Source organism: Aquimarina brevivitae, assembly GCF_004216895.1.
Taxonomy (GTDB): Bacteria; Bacteroidota; Bacteroidia; order Flavobacteriales; family Flavobacteriaceae; genus Aquimarina; species Aquimarina brevivitae.
In genome coordinates this window covers 173,752-191,520 of the sequence record NZ_SGXE01000001.1, presented here as the reverse complement: position 1 = coordinate 191,520, position 17,769 = coordinate 173,752, and the positions used below count along the sequence as shown (strand labels likewise).

Here is a 17,769-nt window from a genome sequence, read left to right as displayed (position 1 = left end):
TAATGGTAATTATATAAATTTACTGATTGCGATACAAAGTGCTGCAATTATAGTAGCAAGAAGCACGCCACGTGCATGATAAGGTTGATTTTTCTTCAAAAAGAAGAAAAACAAAAACAAATTCAATATGGCTCCAAGGATAATTAAATTACCAAAGGTATCATTCTGCAACGATGCACTTATTGTTTCTGAAAATGAGCTTACTTTATTTGACAATGAACCAAAAATGAATACACATAGCATAAAACCAATACTATTTGCAATTATTCCAAATACTAATCCTAAAAATATATTCTTTTTAATCATGTAATGACCAATTATTTAATTCTTGAATAAAGTGATGTGCTGTGAGATCAAAATGGGTAGGTACCACAGAAATAAATCCATTTTTTAAGGCCCACTCGTCTGTATCCTCTCCCTTGTCTTCGTTGATAAACTTGCCGGATAGCCAATAATACTCTCTACCCATTGGGTTGGTTCGTTTGTCAAATTCTTCAAACCAATGCGCGTTTGCTTGTCGACAAATTTTAATCCCCTTTATTTCATCTTTTTTCAATTTTGGAATATTAACATTAAGTACAACTCCTTTGGGCAATCCATTTTGTAATACATTTTCTACAATTTTTTTAATAAACGACTCACCGGGTACAAAATTGGCATCCATAGCATAATCTAATAATGAAAAACCGATTGCGGGTATGCCTTCAATTCCTGCTTCGACTGCTGCACTCATCGTACCCGAATAAATTACATTTATGGCAGAGTTTGATCCGTGATTTATTCCACTAACACATAAATCCGGCTTTTTTGGCAGTATTTCTCTAGTAGCCAATTTGACACAATCTACCGGAGTACCTGAGCAGCTATATTCTTGTTGTGGAGCGTCTTTTTCGATGACTACCTTATCACAATATAAGGTATTATTTACAGTAATCGCGTGCCCCATTCCACTTTGAGGGCTATCCGGAGCCACTACATATACTTCGCCTATGGTAGTCATTAATTTGATGAGTGCTCGAATGCCAGGCGCAGTTATACCGTCGTCATTGGTCACTAATATTAAAGGTTTTTCTTGTTCCATACAAAGGATTTAGTGGTAAAAATACAAGTTTTAAGCTTAAAATGAATAGAATATAGTCCTTTTGCATTTGAAGCTTGTTTGCAATAGATCAAGCTATTGCATAACAGCAATTTAAGACCATTTCGTTAAAGTTTAGACTGGCCTCAATAGTCTGATTGTTAATATTAGTTCTTTTAAGAAAAATTTAGTATTATTACCTCTTATTGGCACGATTTTTAATGTATTTTGCCTGAATCCCTAAATTTATTAAGCGTATGAAAAAGAGTTTTTTGGTTTTGATGCTTACCGTGATTGTTTCGGCTGCTTCATGTAGTTTTACAACTAACGTTGAAAACGACCCCGATAAGGATAAACTACTTATTGATCTGATCAGCTATGTGCTGAGTAAAGGTCATTACGATGCAAAAGAAATTAATGACAATTTTTCCAAGGAAGTTTATGATGATTATATTGATGCATTAGATCCTCTAAAAAGATATTTTTATGCAAGCGATATCGCTGAATTTGAGAAATATAAAAAAGAGATCGATGATCAAATACGAGAAAAGGATATTACCTTTTTCAATTTAACGTACCAAAGATTACAGAAAAGAATGACTGAGGCTAAATCTTTATACCAAGAGATATTAGAGCAGCCTTTTGATTTTGATAAAGATGAAGTAATTAATACAGATTATGAGTCTCTTCCATATGCAAAAGACAAAGAAGAGATGACAGATCGTTGGAGATTACAGCTTAAATTCAATGCCTTATCGAGCTACTATGATAAGATGGAAGAGCAAGCAGACTCTATTGCTGCTAATGAAAATTATAAAGCTAAGAGCGTAGAAGAAATAGAAAAAGAAGCAAGAGGCTTAACAAAAACCTCACTAAAGGAATATTTTGAATTTGCTGATGATCTAGAGAGAAAAGATTGGTTCTCCATATACATTAATTCAATTGTTGAAGAGTTTGATCCACACACCTATTATTTTGCACCACAAGACAAAGATAGATTTGATATCGCGATGTCAGGCAAGCTAGAAGGTATAGGAGCTAGACTACAAAAGAAAAACGACAATGTAAAGATTGTTGAAATCATCTCAGGAGGTCCTGCTTGGAGAGGAAATAAGGTTGAAGTAGGGGACTTAATAATGAAAGTTAAGCAAGAGGACGAAAATGAGCCTGTAAGTATTGTGGGTATGCGACTGGATGATGCAGTTAGCTTAATCAAAGGTCCAAAAGGAACCAAAGTTACGCTTACTGTAAAAAAGGTTGATGGTACTATTGAAAATATTGAGATAGTAAGAGACGTAGTAGAATTAGAAGAAACTTATGCTAAATCTTCTTTAGTTAAGAAAAATGGTAAAAACTATGGGTTTATCAATTTACCTAAGTTTTACTTTAATATGCAAGACTACAATCAGAGAAATGCAGCAAAAGATGTAAAGCAAGAAATTATTCGCTTAAAAGAGCAGGATATGCAAGGGTTAGTAATTGATCTCCGAGATAATGGCGGTGGTTCTTTACAAACTGTAGTAGATATAGCTGGTCTTTTTATTGAAAAAGGCCCAATCGTACAGGTGAAAACTAAAGGTGAGTCTGCTGAAGTGCTAAGCGATAGAGATCGTAATATTCTGTGGGACGGACCATTGGTAATTTTGGTAAACGAATTATCTGCTTCCGCTTCAGAAATTTTAGCAGCTGCTATGCAGGACTACAAACGTGCTATCATTATAGGTAGCAAGCAAACTTATGGTAAAGGAACAGTGCAAAATGTAATGGACCTAAACCGTTGGATGCGAAGTAATGATTTTGGAGACTTAGGAGCACTGAAACTAACCACTCAAAAGTTTTATAGAGTAAATGGCGGTTCTACCCAGTTAGAAGGTGTGAAGAGTGATGTAGTAGTTCCGGATCGTTATAGCTATATTGATATTGGAGAAAAGGATCAAGAGAATCCATTACCTTGGGATAAAATCGCAGCTGCGGATTACACACCTTGGGATGGTTATATTGATTTTGATCAAACCATCTCTAATAGTAACACCAGAATGTCAACTAATGAGCAATTAAAATTAATTGAAGAAAATGCTAAATGGGTTAGAGAAAAACGTCAGATAGATATCTTTTCTTTGAATTATGATAAATATAAAAAGAGTATAATGCAAAATGAGCAGCAAGCCAAGCGTTTTGATGCCATCGAAGATTATACTACAGATTTAACCTTTGAGTCTTTACCTTATGAAAAATCTATGATGGTTAAGGATTCCGTTTTACAAGAAAAACGTAATAGATGGCACCAAGAGCTAAGTAAGGATGTGTACGTAGAAGAGGCCTTGAGTGTTCTTGAAGATTTGAAAATCAATAATATTAAAAAAAGAACGAAAAGTTCCTTATCAGTAAAAAACTAGATTGAATAGTTGAATGGAGCATTATGAATTGAAATCCAATTCTTTAACAAATCAAGCGCTCCGGAGATTTAAAAAAAATCTCTGGGGCGTTTTAAGTTTTTGGTTTATTAGTATAAGTTGTTTAGTAGGGATTTTTGCTTATCTGATAGCTCCAGATAACTCTCAGAATGCAAATCAGATGCATATTTCTATTCATTCTAAAGCTCCTGGTTTTGAGGTTAAAATGCTAACCGTTCCTTCCACTACGATTGTTCAAGAGCAATCTTGGTGGCAGCAGTTATTCTTTGGTGTTAAAAATACTGCTACAGAAATACCCATTGCAACTTATCAATTTACGGATTCTGACATTGTTATTACTCCCTATACAGAAGGTGAATTGCCAGAACTATCTCGAAAAATTAATTTGGCTGTTTATGGTGATATATCTAAAAAGGAGATTGAAAACAACTATATCGATGATCGCCATTTTATGTTAGGTACCGATAAATACGGTAGGGATTTATTAAGTAGAATGCTAGTTGGTATTCGAGTCTCAATTTCTATCGGTTTTATTGCTGTTTTGATATCTTTACTTTTAGGAATTTCCCTTGGAGCTATTGCAGGTTATTTTGGGGGCTTAGCTGATAAAATCATCATGTGGCTGATAAATGTAACTTGGTCTATACCTACCTTGTTGATGGTTATCGCAATTACGGTAGCGCTAAATAAAGGGTTTTGGCAAGTTTTTGTTGCAGTAGGATTAACCATGTGGGTAGAGGTTGCTAGAGTTGTTAGAGGCCAGGTACTGGGGATAAAGGAGCAACAATATGTTACAGCAGCTAAGGCTTTAGGATATTCCCATTTTAGAATTCTTACCAGGCACGTATTACCCAACAGTTTAGCTCCTGTAATTGTTATCTCCGCGGCTAATTTTGCGGCTGCAATATTAATAGAAAGTGGATTGAGCTTTCTAGGTATCGGTGCTCAGCCTCCAACACCCAGTTGGGGCGCCATGATAAAGGATCATTATGCATATATTGTTTTAGGCAAAGCCTATCTGGCTATAATTCCAGGCCTGGCTATAATGAGTTTAGTTCTTGCTTTTATGCTTATTGGTAATGCATTAAGAGATGCCCTTGATGTAAAAAGCTAATCAAATAGGCATTTTTTTGATTAAATTAACAACCTAATCCTCTTAAAATAAAAAAGTTAAGTCTTATCTTTAAGAATGGTTCTATGAAGTGCTAATTTTTTTGGTATTATTATTGTTGCTTATTTTATAGATCATTTAGGAGATCACCAAAGTTAATACACCTATTGAATGCAAATACTTTTGGTGATTCCTGGTTCTAGAAAGATTAACCTGGGGATATGAAAAACTTACTTTTAGCAATAATGTTTTTATTTTCATGTAGTGCTATTGCACATACAGATAACGCATCGACATTAAGTACTAAGGAAGAGGGATTTCACCAGGATGTATTGTATCTATCTTTTGTTTCTGTTCATTGGGGAATGGTATTGTTACCAGAATCCAGAACTAATACCGTTTTCATTTTTCTGAAGAATAGAATAAAAAAGCGTAACGGATCTTGTCAACATTTTTTTTCATTTCTAAATCACGTTAATGACAAGCAAACTAGCAGTAATCTATTTACTGGATTTTCGAATGAATCCCCTATTTTCTTACATTCCATAGAAAAGGATGAAGAAGAGCCTGAAAAGGAACCCTATCAATTTTATATAAGCTTAGATATTGCACCACAAAATAAACTTCATAAACATTGGGATTTAGCAAATTTTAATAAAATTTATATTAAACCAACAGATAAGGTCCCTAGGATAGGTTAGTAGTCATTTTAATAGAAGCGAAAATAATTATAGCCTTAAAACCCAAGGCTATTATTGCTCAATCGATTATACTAACTTATAAATTTAGAAGATGAAAAAATCAATTATAATAATTTTATTACTATGGGTTGTTAGTTTACCAGCCCAGACAATAGTTAATTTAAGTTCGATCGCAGTGGATCGAATAACCAGGCAGCCAATTAGCTATGCTAATGTAGGATTTGAAAATAGAGGATTAGGAACGGTAACTAATGAAACCGGATTTTTTGAACTCAGTTTTTTTGAAAAAAGAATTGAGGATTCAGATATATTACAGATCACAGCAGATGGATATTACCCATTAAGACTTCCAAGAAAGGATTTGGAAAAGGTTTTTGAAAAAACCAAAGTATTGTATTTAACACCGAGAAATGCTGAAGGAAAAGAACTAAGTACAGCGGATAATTTTCAAGCACATACCTTAGGTCACCAAAGAGGCAAATTTGCTACTACCATTAATGTAGAAGTAAAAAAGGGATACGAAGTTGCTTCGTTGGTTAAGATCAATGAAGGAGAAATAAAAGTGAACAAACTTCGATTTTTTGAGCTGAGTAAATCAAAAGAGAAGGTTAAGCTTAGACTTAATTTTTATGGAATTAATTCCATGGGATTACCTGAAGATAAAATAGCGGAGTCAATTATGTATACAACAGATCCTTCAAGAGAAGAACAAGTAATTGATTTAGCATCGAATGATATTAGTTTTGCTCAGGATTTTGTGGTAGGTATTGAATTTATTGATGGGAATAAACAAGTGGTGTTGGCTGTTTCAGATCAAATCGGAACTTCTTTTATAAAATATGCAAGTCAAGACGACTGGAGTGAAGTACCATTTCAACCGTTAGCAATACAGCTTGATGTATTAAGATCAGCGGAAAGCATGGATGCTGAAGTAAAAACCAGCGAACCAATGGTAAGAGGTGAAGTCAGTTCTTTGGGTAAACCGGTACAAGGAGTTGAAGTACACGTCAAAGGTAAAAAGGGATACACCCACACCAGAGCAGATGGCTCTTTTGTGGTACAAGCGGAACTAGGAGATATAATCGAATTTAATTCCATAGTAAACCATACTAAAACCGTTATAGTAAAATCAGAAGACCTAAAGGTGAAGCTTGAGCCAAAGTATGATATTTTAGAGGAAGTAATTCTCCAAGCTGACGAAACAAAAGATCCAAGTGATGAAAGAATGGTGATGACTTTATTTGGTCCTCGGCATCCAGAAACATTAGGGTTTAGAGCAATTCATAGAAGAAGAAATGAACTGAATAAATTTGCAGTTACACTTGGTCAATTAATTAGAGGAAGGTTTCCTACAGTTCGAGGGTCTTCAAGCATTACGTTATCTAATTTTAGAACGGTAGTGCTTGATGGAGTAGTCTTTACAGGAGATACGAATTTTATTAATCCTGATATCATTGAGAGTATTACTGTTGTGCCAAGTGCTGCTGGTAATGTGATGTATGGTAGTTATGGACGAAATGGAATCATATATGTAACAACGATAAATGCAAAACGTAATTGGGAATTTGCCAAACGAAATAAGGTAAAAAATAACCTTATTGTAAAAGGAAACGTTTATGAGGACACCGCTCAGCAATATGATTATGACTTTACATTCAAAAGTTATCCATTTAAGGCGGATCAAACCCTGGAAGAAGCAAGAGCAATTTATGCGATGAATATAGATAAGAATTATGATAACCTTAATTTTTTCTTGAGTGCCTATGATTTTTTTGATGCCAGAGATAAGGACTACGCTGTTCAAGTTTTACATACAGCAGAAAGCGTTATGTGGAATAATCCTAAAGGACTTAGAGCATTAGCTTTTATCTATGAAAGGGACCAATTAAATGATAAATCACTTAAACTATATAACCGTATAGGGCAATTAGAACCAACAAGAGCACAGACGTATGTTGATTTGGCGCAGAGTTATTTTGCTAATAAACATTATAAAAAGGCTTTTTCATTGTATAAGTTGATCTTGGATAATAAAATTCCTGGAGTTGTTTTTAGTAAAGATGTGCACGAGATTGCAGTTACCGAGATGAAACATTTGGTTACTGTACAAAAAGTTAATGTTGATTATAGGGATCTGCATCTTTCTTACTATAGTAAAGCCATGGATCTCGATAGTAGAATATTGATAGAATGGAATAATCCTTTAAATCAATTTGAAGTGCAATTTGTGAATCCAGAAGACAAATACTTTAAATGGGCTTATTCTTCAACTTCTAATCCTGAGACCTCTATTAATTCTGAAAAAGAAGGTTATCAGACTAAGGAGTTCTACATTGAAAATGCCAAAAAGGGAAGTTGGTTAATTAATCTAAAAAATTTAAACGCGGTGCGCGAAACGAATACAGGCTCTTCAATACCAAGTTTAATAAAGTGTACTATTTATACTAATTATGGTATGCCGAATGAAACTAAGGAAATTAAAATTTTAGATCTTAATGCCATAAATGAATATACATCAGTGGCAAGTATGACATTGTAATTACCTATTAGTAAATAAAAAAGGCTGTCTAAGTTCAATTTAGACAGCCTTTTTAGTTTTTAGCATATACGAAATGAAGTCTTATAATTTTCTATTGCGCTTCTGCAACCATAGGTGCCTGGTTGAATTTTTCCTGATAATCTTCTACCATAATATTTACAAAATGGAAAAATTCATCATAACTATACTTCTTTGGATATAAAGAACCATTAATTACCGTTGCAGGGGTGTACATTAAATGGTTATCTTCAGCCCATTTGGATTGTTTTTTTAACACTTCAATATATGGAGAGTTTTTATAAGCAACAGTATCGTATTTTTTAATCCAGTTTGCAAAAGTTCGATCTTCAAACCAAGCTGTATAGGCTTCGATAAAGGCTTCCTGTCCTTGACTATTATATATTTCTAATAAGATAAGGCTTATTATCGTAGCATTGTTCTCCAAATCATCAGCATTAACTTTTAAACGTATTACAATTTGCAAGTTATCAGATAAAGTGCGATATACACGTCTATACGCCTCAAAAGCATCTTTACAAAACCCACACATTGGATTGGTAGAACTTATTAACTTAAACCCAGCATTAGGGTTACCCAATATGATTTCGTGCTCAAAAGTTTGCGTATCTTTTATAGTCTCTGATAGACTTAGTAAGTGGTTAAATAGTTGTTCGTCTCTTTTAAATTGGTTGAGTTTTACATTATTTGACTTAAGTTCTTTCGTAGCTACTATTTTATTTTTTATAAAAAAATAGGTGATAGCAAGCACTGAGAATAAGAAAGCAAAGGTTATTAATTCATTTATCTTGATGTTTAATGGAAAATATGTATAAGATAAACCTGCCAATGCAATAAATAGCGTTGCCATACCGATACATACAGCACACCACTTTTTTAGAACAAAAGCTTGAGAATACAAAGAATATAGTACGATAGGAACGCCTGCCAATACAGGTACTATAATACTATCTGTAAAAGAATACAGTGTGATAAAGGCAACTAATGACCCAAAAAACAAAATACCACTATCAGCAAGGGATACGTCTTTAAAAATCTTACCTCTGTCACTATTGATCACCTCGCTACAATCCGATTTGCCAACTGAGGTACAAAATTGATGTAGCTTCTGAGATTGAAATCCTAAGCTTTCTCGTACTGCAAAAACACTTAGTATAGTTCCACCAGCAGCAATTAGAAAGAAAAGTAAATTTTCTATGGACCAACTCTTTTGTAGTAATAAGTATCCAATGCCTAGGACTGTAACAATAGCAAATACCAATTGCAAGGGTGCTTTAGAAAATTTCAACTGCGTAGCGTTTTCATTTTTTTCTACTGCGATCACCTTTGGTTCCCAAATAGCAGTAAATTCTTCAAAACTGAATTTTTTTTGCTTTAGATCAGAATGAGCTACTTCAATAACGCCATTTTTCTTCGTTATAGCGGCAATTTCTTCATAGTCCCCGTTTCTTACTAGAGATATAAAGTGCTCAGGTAGCTGCGCTAATGCCTCTTTTGGCACCTCTACAGCGATATTGTCAATATTAAAATAATCTAAGGTATCTGTTATGGATTGAAAACTTGGAAAGTTAGGGTGTATTTCTAATTGAAGCCCTAAATCTTTTTTGGGATACTCTTTTATGTTATTTTTTAATAAAGTGGAGTGAATGATTTTTTCAATATTGTCCTTCATGTAAAGCGCCTTTTAAAGTAATTATTTAATTTGTGTGTGTATTGAAGCAAATGCATACTTTTATCCTTAAGGATCGTTTAGTATTTGACTATCACTGCCTCAATGTTAGCAGGCTAAAAATACTATTTTAGCTAAAATAACCAATAAGGTATTGGCTTCAAATTAAAAGGGGTAAACCATAATTTGTAATTGTAGCAATGAAACAAAAAGTTATCTATACTGTACTTATGATCTTGTCGGTCATTATATTTTACTATGCAGAAAAGGCAATTGATTTTTACAATTATACACAAACCGATACTGCAGTATTAAAAGAAAATTTTATGACGTATTTACCGAGTTCCACTCGTGATGTAGTCATACATCGGCGTCATTTTTCATTTTCTTACAGAGAAGAACACGAACAAGCGGAGTGGGTTATGTATTATTTAGCAAAAAATAAGCTTACTGATTCCTCTAGAAAAAGACCTTATTTTGAAAGGGATCCTTTTGTGATGTCAGGTTCTGCCGATTGGCGAAATTATAAGAATTCAGGTTATCAAAGAGGGCATCTGTGCCCGGCAGGGGATATGAAATTTGATAAAGAGGCTTATGAGGATACATTTTACACCTCTAATATTACTCCACAATCTGCACAATTTAATGGCGGTATATGGAATCAGCTAGAACATCAGGTACGAAAGTTAGCCATGCAGAAAGATTCGTTGCTTATTATCACAGGTGGGGTACTCTCGCCAGATTTAGATCGCATTGGGTATGAAAGGGTTTCGGTGCCACACTATTTTTTTAAAATTATCTTTTACCCAAAGCAAGATTACAAAGCGATAGCATTTTTAATTCCACAAGAAAATTTTGGAAACGATTTAAATCAATACATCACAAATATTGATGCAATAGAAGCACATACGGGGATTGATTTTTTTAAACAGTTAGACAGTAAAAAACAGGAGAAATTAGAATCTACGATTACGTTAGATTTTTGGAATTTATAACCTTACCATTCATTAACACGATTGGCATCAAGTTTAATAAAAATAAATAATAAGAGGGTAAAGCCCCATAACCCAGAACCTCCGTAACTAAAAAAAGGTAATGGTATTCCAATAGTAGGTAAAAGCCCTGTTACCATTCCTATATTTATGGCAAAATGCGTGAATAATATACCTGCAACACTATACCCGTAGACGCGACTAAAAATGGTTTTTTGTCGTTCTGCTAGTTGTAAAATGCGCAGCAATAGAAGAATAAAGAGAATTACAATTAAAGAAGCTCCCAGAAATCCCCATTCTTCTCCAACCGTACTAAAAATGTAATCAGTATGTTGTTCAGGCACAAAACCACCTTTAGTCTGCGTACCTTCTTTCCAGCCTTTGCCTGTCCAGCCGCCACTACCGATAGCTATTTCGCTCTGATTGGTATTGTATCCAATTCCTTTGGTATCTACTTCTTTGCCCAGTACTATATTAAAACGATCACGATGTCGTTGTTCAAAGACATTATTAAAGATATAATTCACAGAATAACAAAATCCAGCTACAAAAATTAGAGAGAGTAAATAATATCTAATTTTGGGCTTTTGCTTTCTTTTTTTGAATAAGATAACTATCATAACAATAGCTATGGTGGTTATAACAATTATGGGGTTGAAAATTAAGGTAGCGATAAATAAGAATGCAGCTGCAAAAAGAATGATCAGGTAAATGGCGGCTAGTCCTTCTCTATATAAGGGAAAGAAAAATGCCGCATATACCAACGCACTACCTGGATCTGGTTGAGGTATGATGAATAGCGCAGGTAAAGCAATAATTAAAAATGCTTTGGCCTGATCTTTTAATAGGCCGATATTAGTCTGCATTTCGCTTAAAAACTTCGCTAAAGCTAAAGACGTTGCGACTTTAGCAAACTCAGAGGGCTGAAGGCTGAAAGAACCGAAACTATACCAGGATGTTGCTCCGGATATAGTTTTTCCAAAAACAAATAAACCTAAAAGTGATAATAGAGAAATGATATAGATCAACCCGGCAAATCGTTCATAAAATTTTGCCTCTATAGCCTGTGTAATAACAATTAATGCCACGCTTAGTAAGATAAATAAAGCCTGGCGAGAGTACACCTGTGTAAAGTCGAAAATCGAAAATGAATTACTTTCCTCTAGAGATGCAGAGTAGATATTCATCCATCCAAAACCTACGAGAAGCAAAAAAAGTAAAACAGTTAACCAGTCTATGGACGCTAGCGTAGATTTTGGCATTTATTGATTTATTTTAAATGGTTTTCCACTAAGGGGCTTTGCATACTCCTCTTCTAAACTATGCGATAATACCCAATTTTCTAAATCTTTTCTGGTGATTTCTCCTTTGATATGTTTTTCAATCATTAAAGTTGCCATTCTACCAGCATAACGTGCTCCATAATAACCGTTTTCAACAAATACGCAAAGCGCTATTTGTGGGTTTTCTTTGGGAGCAAAGGCAATAAAAACAGAGTGATCCGTAAGTTGTACTTTCTTTCCATCTATTTTGGTGAAGTTTTCTGCAGTTCCGGTTTTTCCACAAATATTGATACCCGGAGATTTAAGATGCGAGGCGGTACCCATTACATAAACCTGATGCATTCCCTCAATGACAGGGTCAAAATGTTCTCGATCTATAGTGGTCTGCTTGGGTATTGTAAACTGCTCTTCTTTTATTGGTTGTCCATCAATAGCTTTCAATATATGAGGAGTAAAATAAAACCCTTTATTAGCAATTGCCGCTGTCATATTGGCTAATTGGATGGGAGTTGCTAATACTTCTCCTTGACCGATGGCATTAGAAATAGTTGCTGTTGCATACCACTTATAGGTTGGATATTCATAGGCTCTGTTATAATCTTCGGCATCTGGTATATTTCCTTTTTTACCAACCGGTAAATCATTACCGAGATAATTGCCAAGACCAAAACTGGTAACATGTCTTCGCCAATTATCAATACCTTCTTGCGGAGTGTCATACTTTTCTATCGCTCTGCGATAAACCGTTGCAAAATAAGCGTTACACGAATGTGCAATGCCAGGAATCATATTTAGCGGAGTAGGGTGGGAGTGGCAGCCTAGTTTTTGACCTTTGCTTCCGTAATAATATCCTAATCGACAATAAATTCGTTCTTCGGTATTAACTACATTTTCTTGCAACCCGATTAATGCATTTATTGTTTTAAAAGGAGATCCAGGAGGGTATTCTCCTTGTAATCCACGATCAAAAAGAGGTTTTGCAATAGTATCATAATACAGTTTGGTAAAATTTGGAGAACGTTTTCGACCAACAAGCAACTCTGGCTTATAAGTCGGAGCGGTAACTAAAGCTAAGATCTCACCGGTAGATGGTTCAATTGCTACAATACCTCCTCTTTTATTCGCCATAAGTTTTTGACCATAGGCTTGCAGCTCAGCATCTAAGGTAATTGTTAAGTCTTTTCCGTTGACTGGTAAAGTATCATAGCGTCCCCCTTTATAAGGACCAATGTCTCTATTGAATCGGTCTTTTTGAATTCTTTTTACTCCTTTTTCACCTCTAAGGATGTTTTCGTATTGTTTCTCTACACCATCTATACCTATTAAATCGCCGGATAAATAGTAAGGGTCTTTTTTTATTTGGGCATTATTCACTTCGCCTATATAACCAAGTACGTTGGCAGCATTGTCCGTATGATAGTTTCTCAATGATCGCTTTTGAATAAAGAAACCATTAAACTTTCTCATTTTTTCTTGTAAATAGGCGTATTCATTTTTGGTAAGTTGTGGAATTATAACCGAAGGAACTCTTGGAGAATACGCCCAAGCTTTTTTAAGGTTTTTGACGAGCTTTTGTTTTTCAATATTTAATAGCTTACAAAACTCTATGGTGTCAAAGGGTTTCAATTCCCTGGGGATCACCATTACATCATAAGACGGTTGATTGGTGACCATTAACTTGCCGTTACGATCGTAAATATCTCCACGTTGCGGATAATCATAAATCACTTTGATCGCATTATCTTCAGATAAGGTCGCATAAGACGTATCATACACCTGAAGATAAAAAAGTCTAAAAACAAAAATAAATCCAGTTGATAATATGATAAGGTATAAAAGTAACTTTCTCATGAATCTCTCCTTCTAAATAATACCAATACAAGCATGGTTACTACTAATGTAAACACACTAGAAAATAACGTTTTTTTCGCAATTAAAAGTATATGAGAGAAGTTAAAAATTTCTAATGAAAAAAGTATTAAGTGATGTATTAAAACCATTAATGTTACGTACACCAAACGCTCACCAAAACTTACATTACCTAATTTAACTGTTTGGAATTCGTAACTCAAACCAAATGAAGACCTTAAAATGACGGGACGTATATACGCTATGGTCACACAGGCTGCAGCATGGATTCCTCCTGAATCACCAGACATATCAATGATTAGTCCTAAAAGAAAACTTACTACCAAAAAAAGACTTCTATTGATATTAATAGGGGCTAATAAAATAAAGATGATATAGAGGTAAGGATTTAAAAATCCCAAAAAATTAATTTGATTCAATACTGTGATTTGAACCACTACTAAAAGCAAAAAACGGGCAATATGTAACGTGGTACTATTGTTCATTTTGTGTTTTTACTAATTCTTGTATTTCTTCCTTGCGATTACTTTGAATCGTATATACATAACCAAGGTCAGTCATATCATTAAATAACTTTACATCAATGGTATAGTAGTTTTGACTTCGATCTAATTTATAATCTAAAATGGTTCCAATACCAATTCCTTTCGGAAAAATGGTAGACCTTCCATTGGTAATAATTGTATCGCCTATTTTCAATAATGCCTGTCGTGGTACGGTTTCTAATTGTACTACATTGGGATTTTTTCCATTCCACACTAATGAGCCATACTGATTGGATTTTTTGAGTCCAGCATTGATGCTCGAATTGCTGTTAAGGATAGAAATGACGCTGCTGTAATTATTAGAAACGGATTCAACGATACCTACAATCCCTTTATCAGTGATGACACCCATATCTGGCTGAATACTATCCTTACTTCCTTTGTTAAGTAAGATATAATTATCCAATTTACTGTAGTCATTTCGGTATACATTAGCTTTGATATACAGATAAGGCGTGGCAAATGAAGTAGAATCAATGTACGAAGTTAAAGAATCTTGGACTTGTAATGATGAAATTCTATTTCTTAATTTTTTATTTTCTTCTAGAAGTTTTTCGTTTTCGGATTTTAGATCAAAATATTGGGTAACTCCTTGTTGCCAATTGTATAGTCCACCAATAAAAAAATTGGTAGAAGTAATAAACTTACTTTTATGATAGGTATGCGATTGAACGGTGAAGAATAGAGATAAAAATAGGAGTAGCAGATATAATAGGGAATTTTTATTCCTAATTAAAAAGTTAATGATCTGCTGCATTCTTTTTTATTATTTTTTGAAATTCTCTACACTAAGTTTTAAAAATAGTTTAACGATAATATGCAGTTTAAGGTATTTAAAAGTCTGAGAAATTTACTTAATCAGTACACTTCTATAGCGTGGAATATTTTTTAAAGTTATTCCGGTACCTCTAACTACTGCTCTAAGAGGATCCTCTGCAATATATACAGGAAGATCTGTTTTTTGTGATAATCTTTTATCTAGTCCTCTAAGCATAGAGCCTCCACCAGCAAGATATATACCTGTGTTATAGATATCAGCGGCAAGCTCAGGCGGAGTTTGCGATAAAGTTTCCATAACAGCATCTTCAATTCTCAAAATAGATTTGTCTAATGCTTTCGCCATCTCTCTATAGGAGATCTGTACTTGCTTTGGTTTACCGGTGAGCAAATCACGACCTTGAACATTCATCTCCTCTGGAGGAATTTCTAAGTCTTCTGTAGCTGATCCAATTTGAATTTTGATTTTTTCAGCAGTTCGTTCCCCAACATATAGGTTATGCTGGGTTCTCATATAATAAATAATATCGTTAGTAAATACATCTCCCGCAATTTTTACGGACTTATCACATACGATACCACCAAGGGCAATAACAGCAATCTCGGTAGTACCTCCACCTATGTCAACAATCATATTTCCTTTGGGTTGCATTATATCTACCCCGATACCGATGGCCGCTGCCATCGGTTCGTGGATTAAGTATACTTCTTTTCCATTTACTCTTTCTGCACTTTCTCTTACAGCACGCATTTCAACTTCAGTGATACCAGAGGGGATACAAATTACCATGCGCAGGGCAGGCGTAAAAAGTTTTTTCTTCAATGCAGGTATGTCTTTGATAAACATACTTATCATTTTTTCACTCGCATCAAAGTCTGCAATTACACCATCTTTTAAGGGCCTAATGGTTTTGATATTTTCGTGGGTTTTTCCCTGCATCATCGCAGCTTCTTTTCCTGCAGCAATAATTTTATTGGTCAAAATATCCCTGGCTACAATAGAAGGGCTATCTACCACCACTTTGTCTTGATGGATAATTAGGGTATTTGCTGTACCCAAATCAATTGCAATTTCTTCGGTAAAGAAGTCAAAAAATCCCATAAAAGATGTTAAAAAGTTACAGTTTGGTAAATGTAATAAAATTAATGTTTAAAATGACGTGTTCCTGTCATAACCATGGATAAACCATTTTCATCGCAATAATCAATGCTCAACTGATCTTTAATAGAACCTCCCGGTTGAATCACGGCTTTGATACCCGCTTTGTCAGCGAGTTCTACGCAATCTGGAAATGGGAAAAACGCATCACTGGCCATTACAGCACCTTGCAAGTCAAACTTAAAAGCCTTCGCTTTATCAACAGATTGTTTCAATGCATCTACCCTAGATGTTTGACCCGTTCCACTGGCTAATAGTTGTTTATTTTTGGTAAATACAATGGTGTTAGATTTGGTATGCTTACAGATTTTAGAAGCAAATAATAGATCTTCAATTTGAGCATCCGTTGGAGCAACTTTGGTTACTATTGTAAGGTCTGCCGCGCTATCTGTTTTCAAGTCTTTGTCTTGCACTAAGCTACCGTTTAGACACGTTCGCACTTGGGTTTTTGGAAGCGCGATATCTTTTTGAATTAATAAAATTCTATTTTTCTTTCCTTTCAAGATTTCTAACGCACTAGTGCTAAATGAAGGAGCAATTACGACTTCGCAAAATAATTTGTGAATTTCTTCTGCGGTAGCCTCATCAATTTCAGTATTACTTATTAAGATTCCTCCAAAAGCAGAAACGGGATCCCCAGCCAAGGCATCAATGTAGGCTTGTAGTATAGTGTCTCGTTGCGCTAGTCCGCAGGCATTATTATGTTTTAAAATAGCAAAGGTTGGTGCTTCTGCCTTGAATTCATTCATCAGGTTTACGGCAGCATCCACATCAAGGAGATTGTTGTAAGATAATTCCTTACCGTGTAATTTATCGAACATGGCATCAAAATCACCAAAGAAGAAGCCTTTTTGATGAGGGTTTTCTCCATAGCGTAATACTTTGCCTTCGGTTTCACTTATTTTTAAAGCGGGAATCTCTTGATCGCTGTTAAAATAATTGAAAATAGCAGTATCATAATGAGAAGACACATTAAAAGCTTTTGCTGCAAATCTTTTGCGGTCGGCTAATGAAATGCTTCCTTTGCCTTTAGTAATTACGTCTAAGAACTCGGAGTAATCATTTACGGAAGCTACACAGGTAACATCAGCGAAGTTCTTAGCAGCAGCTCTAATCAAAGAAATACCACCAATGTCAATTTTTTCAATTATATCCTGCTCAGAAGCTCCAGAGGCCACGGTTTTTTCAAATGGATAAAGATCGACGATAACGATATCAATCTGCGGAATTTCATACTTTGCTAATTCTGCAACATCACTTTCGTTCTCCTGCCGATTAAGAATACCTCCAAATACTTTAGGGTGCAGGGTTTTTACTCTTCCACCCAGGATGGACGGGTAAGAGGTAATGTCCTCTACGGGGATAACATCGATTCCTAAATCTTTAATGAATTTTTCAGTTCCACCTGTGGAGTAAATGGTAATTCCTAATTCATCTAATTTTTTGACGATTGGGGCTAACCCTTCCTTGTTAAAAACAGAAATTAACGCTGAAGATGCGGTTTTTGTGTTGCTCATGAGAAAATTTAGTTGATAAAACGCAAAAGTAGCAATTTAGTATGCAATTAGACAACGAATTATAATGAATTGTTTTAGATATTTTGTAACAAAAATC

At 34.7% G+C, this 17,769-nt stretch carries 14 protein-coding genes; 5 read left to right on the top strand and 9 right to left on the bottom strand.

The genetic code is table 11. The features are described from left to right. Window positions 1-9: 9 nt before the first annotated feature. On the bottom strand, window positions 10-306 hold the full coding sequence (locus tag EV197_RS00790; protein ID WP_130284830.1) for a hypothetical protein: 297 nt from the start codon (window positions 304-306) through the stop codon (window positions 10-12). Further along, complete coding sequence (gene surE, locus EV197_RS00785) at window positions 299-1,081, bottom strand: 5'/3'-nucleotidase SurE (protein WP_130284829.1); 783 nt, start codon at window positions 1,079-1,081, stop codon at window positions 299-301. The genes EV197_RS00790 and surE overlap by 8 nt, the downstream gene beginning before the upstream one ends. A gap of 254 nt (window positions 1,082-1,335) precedes the next feature. On the opposite strand from surE, the gene EV197_RS00780 reads away from it, so the two are divergent. From EV197_RS00780 to EV197_RS00765, 4 genes are all read left to right on the top strand, one after another. Further along, window positions 1,336-3,474 (top strand): carboxy terminal-processing peptidase, encoded by a 2,139-nt coding sequence (locus EV197_RS00780; RefSeq protein ID WP_130284828.1) that lies wholly within the window; start codon window positions 1,336-1,338, stop codon window positions 3,472-3,474. Between the two features lie 13 nt (window positions 3,475-3,487). After that, on the top strand, window positions 3,488-4,606 hold the full coding sequence (locus EV197_RS00775) for an ABC transporter permease (RefSeq protein WP_130284827.1): 1,119 nt from the start codon (window positions 3,488-3,490) through the stop codon (window positions 4,604-4,606). Window positions 4,607-4,824: 218 nt separating this feature from the next. After that, the gene (locus tag EV197_RS00770; RefSeq protein WP_130284826.1) at window positions 4,825-5,304 is read left to right on the top strand and encodes a hypothetical protein; all 480 of its coding nucleotides are present in this window, start codon (window positions 4,825-4,827) and stop codon (window positions 5,302-5,304) included. Window positions 5,305-5,395: 91 nt separating this feature from the next. Continuing rightward, window positions 5,396-7,843 carry a TonB-dependent receptor plug domain-containing protein gene (locus tag EV197_RS00765; protein ID WP_130284825.1) on the top strand — a complete coding sequence of 816 codons (2,448 nt, stop codon included), beginning with the start codon at window positions 5,396-5,398 and terminating at the stop codon, window positions 7,841-7,843. 91 nt (window positions 7,844-7,934) lie between these two features. Here the strand turns inward: EV197_RS00765 and EV197_RS00760 are convergent, their stop codons facing one another. Then, a complete protein-coding gene (locus EV197_RS00760; protein ID WP_130284824.1) occupies window positions 7,935-9,533 on the bottom strand; it encodes a vitamin K epoxide reductase family protein in 1,599 nt (532 codons plus the stop codon). A 197-nt stretch (window positions 9,534-9,730) separates the two neighbouring features. Between EV197_RS00760 and EV197_RS00755 the strand changes: the two genes are divergently transcribed. Continuing rightward, window positions 9,731-10,525, top strand: a complete 795-nt coding sequence (locus tag EV197_RS00755; protein ID WP_130284823.1) for a DNA/RNA non-specific endonuclease — start codon at window positions 9,731-9,733, stop codon at window positions 10,523-10,525. A 2-nt stretch (window positions 10,526-10,527) separates the two neighbouring features. Here EV197_RS00755 and rodA read toward each other — a convergent pair whose 3' ends face one another. The 6 genes from rodA to purH all read right to left on the bottom strand — a co-directional run bounded on the left by rodA (window position 10,528) and on the right by purH (window position 17,672). Then, entirely contained in the window at window positions 10,528-11,784 is a 1,257-nt protein-coding gene (gene rodA, locus EV197_RS00750) for a rod shape-determining protein RodA (protein WP_130284822.1), read from the bottom strand. Then, window positions 11,785-13,656, bottom strand: coding sequence for a penicillin-binding protein 2 (gene mrdA / locus EV197_RS00745; RefSeq protein ID WP_130284821.1), 1,872 nt, complete (start codon window positions 13,654-13,656; stop codon window positions 11,785-11,787). Beyond that, window positions 13,653-14,159, bottom strand: coding sequence for a rod shape-determining protein MreD (gene mreD / locus EV197_RS00740; protein ID WP_130284820.1), 507 nt, complete (start codon window positions 14,157-14,159; stop codon window positions 13,653-13,655). The genes mrdA and mreD overlap by 4 nt, the downstream gene beginning before the upstream one ends. Beyond that, on the bottom strand, window positions 14,149-14,976 hold the full coding sequence (mreC, locus tag EV197_RS00735) for a rod shape-determining protein MreC (RefSeq protein ID WP_130284819.1): 828 nt from the start codon (window positions 14,974-14,976) through the stop codon (window positions 14,149-14,151). The genes mreD and mreC overlap by 11 nt, the downstream gene beginning before the upstream one ends. Window positions 14,977-15,069: 93 nt before the next feature. Next, window positions 15,070-16,098 (bottom strand): rod shape-determining protein, encoded by a 1,029-nt coding sequence (locus tag EV197_RS00730; protein WP_130284818.1) that lies wholly within the window; start codon window positions 16,096-16,098, stop codon window positions 15,070-15,072. A gap of 41 nt (window positions 16,099-16,139) precedes the next feature. Then, window positions 16,140-17,672: a bifunctional phosphoribosylaminoimidazolecarboxamide formyltransferase/IMP cyclohydrolase gene (purH, locus tag EV197_RS00725; protein WP_130284817.1), complete on the bottom strand. Its 1,533-nt coding sequence runs from the start codon at window positions 17,670-17,672 to the stop codon at window positions 16,140-16,142. Window positions 17,673-17,769 lie beyond the last annotated feature (97 nt).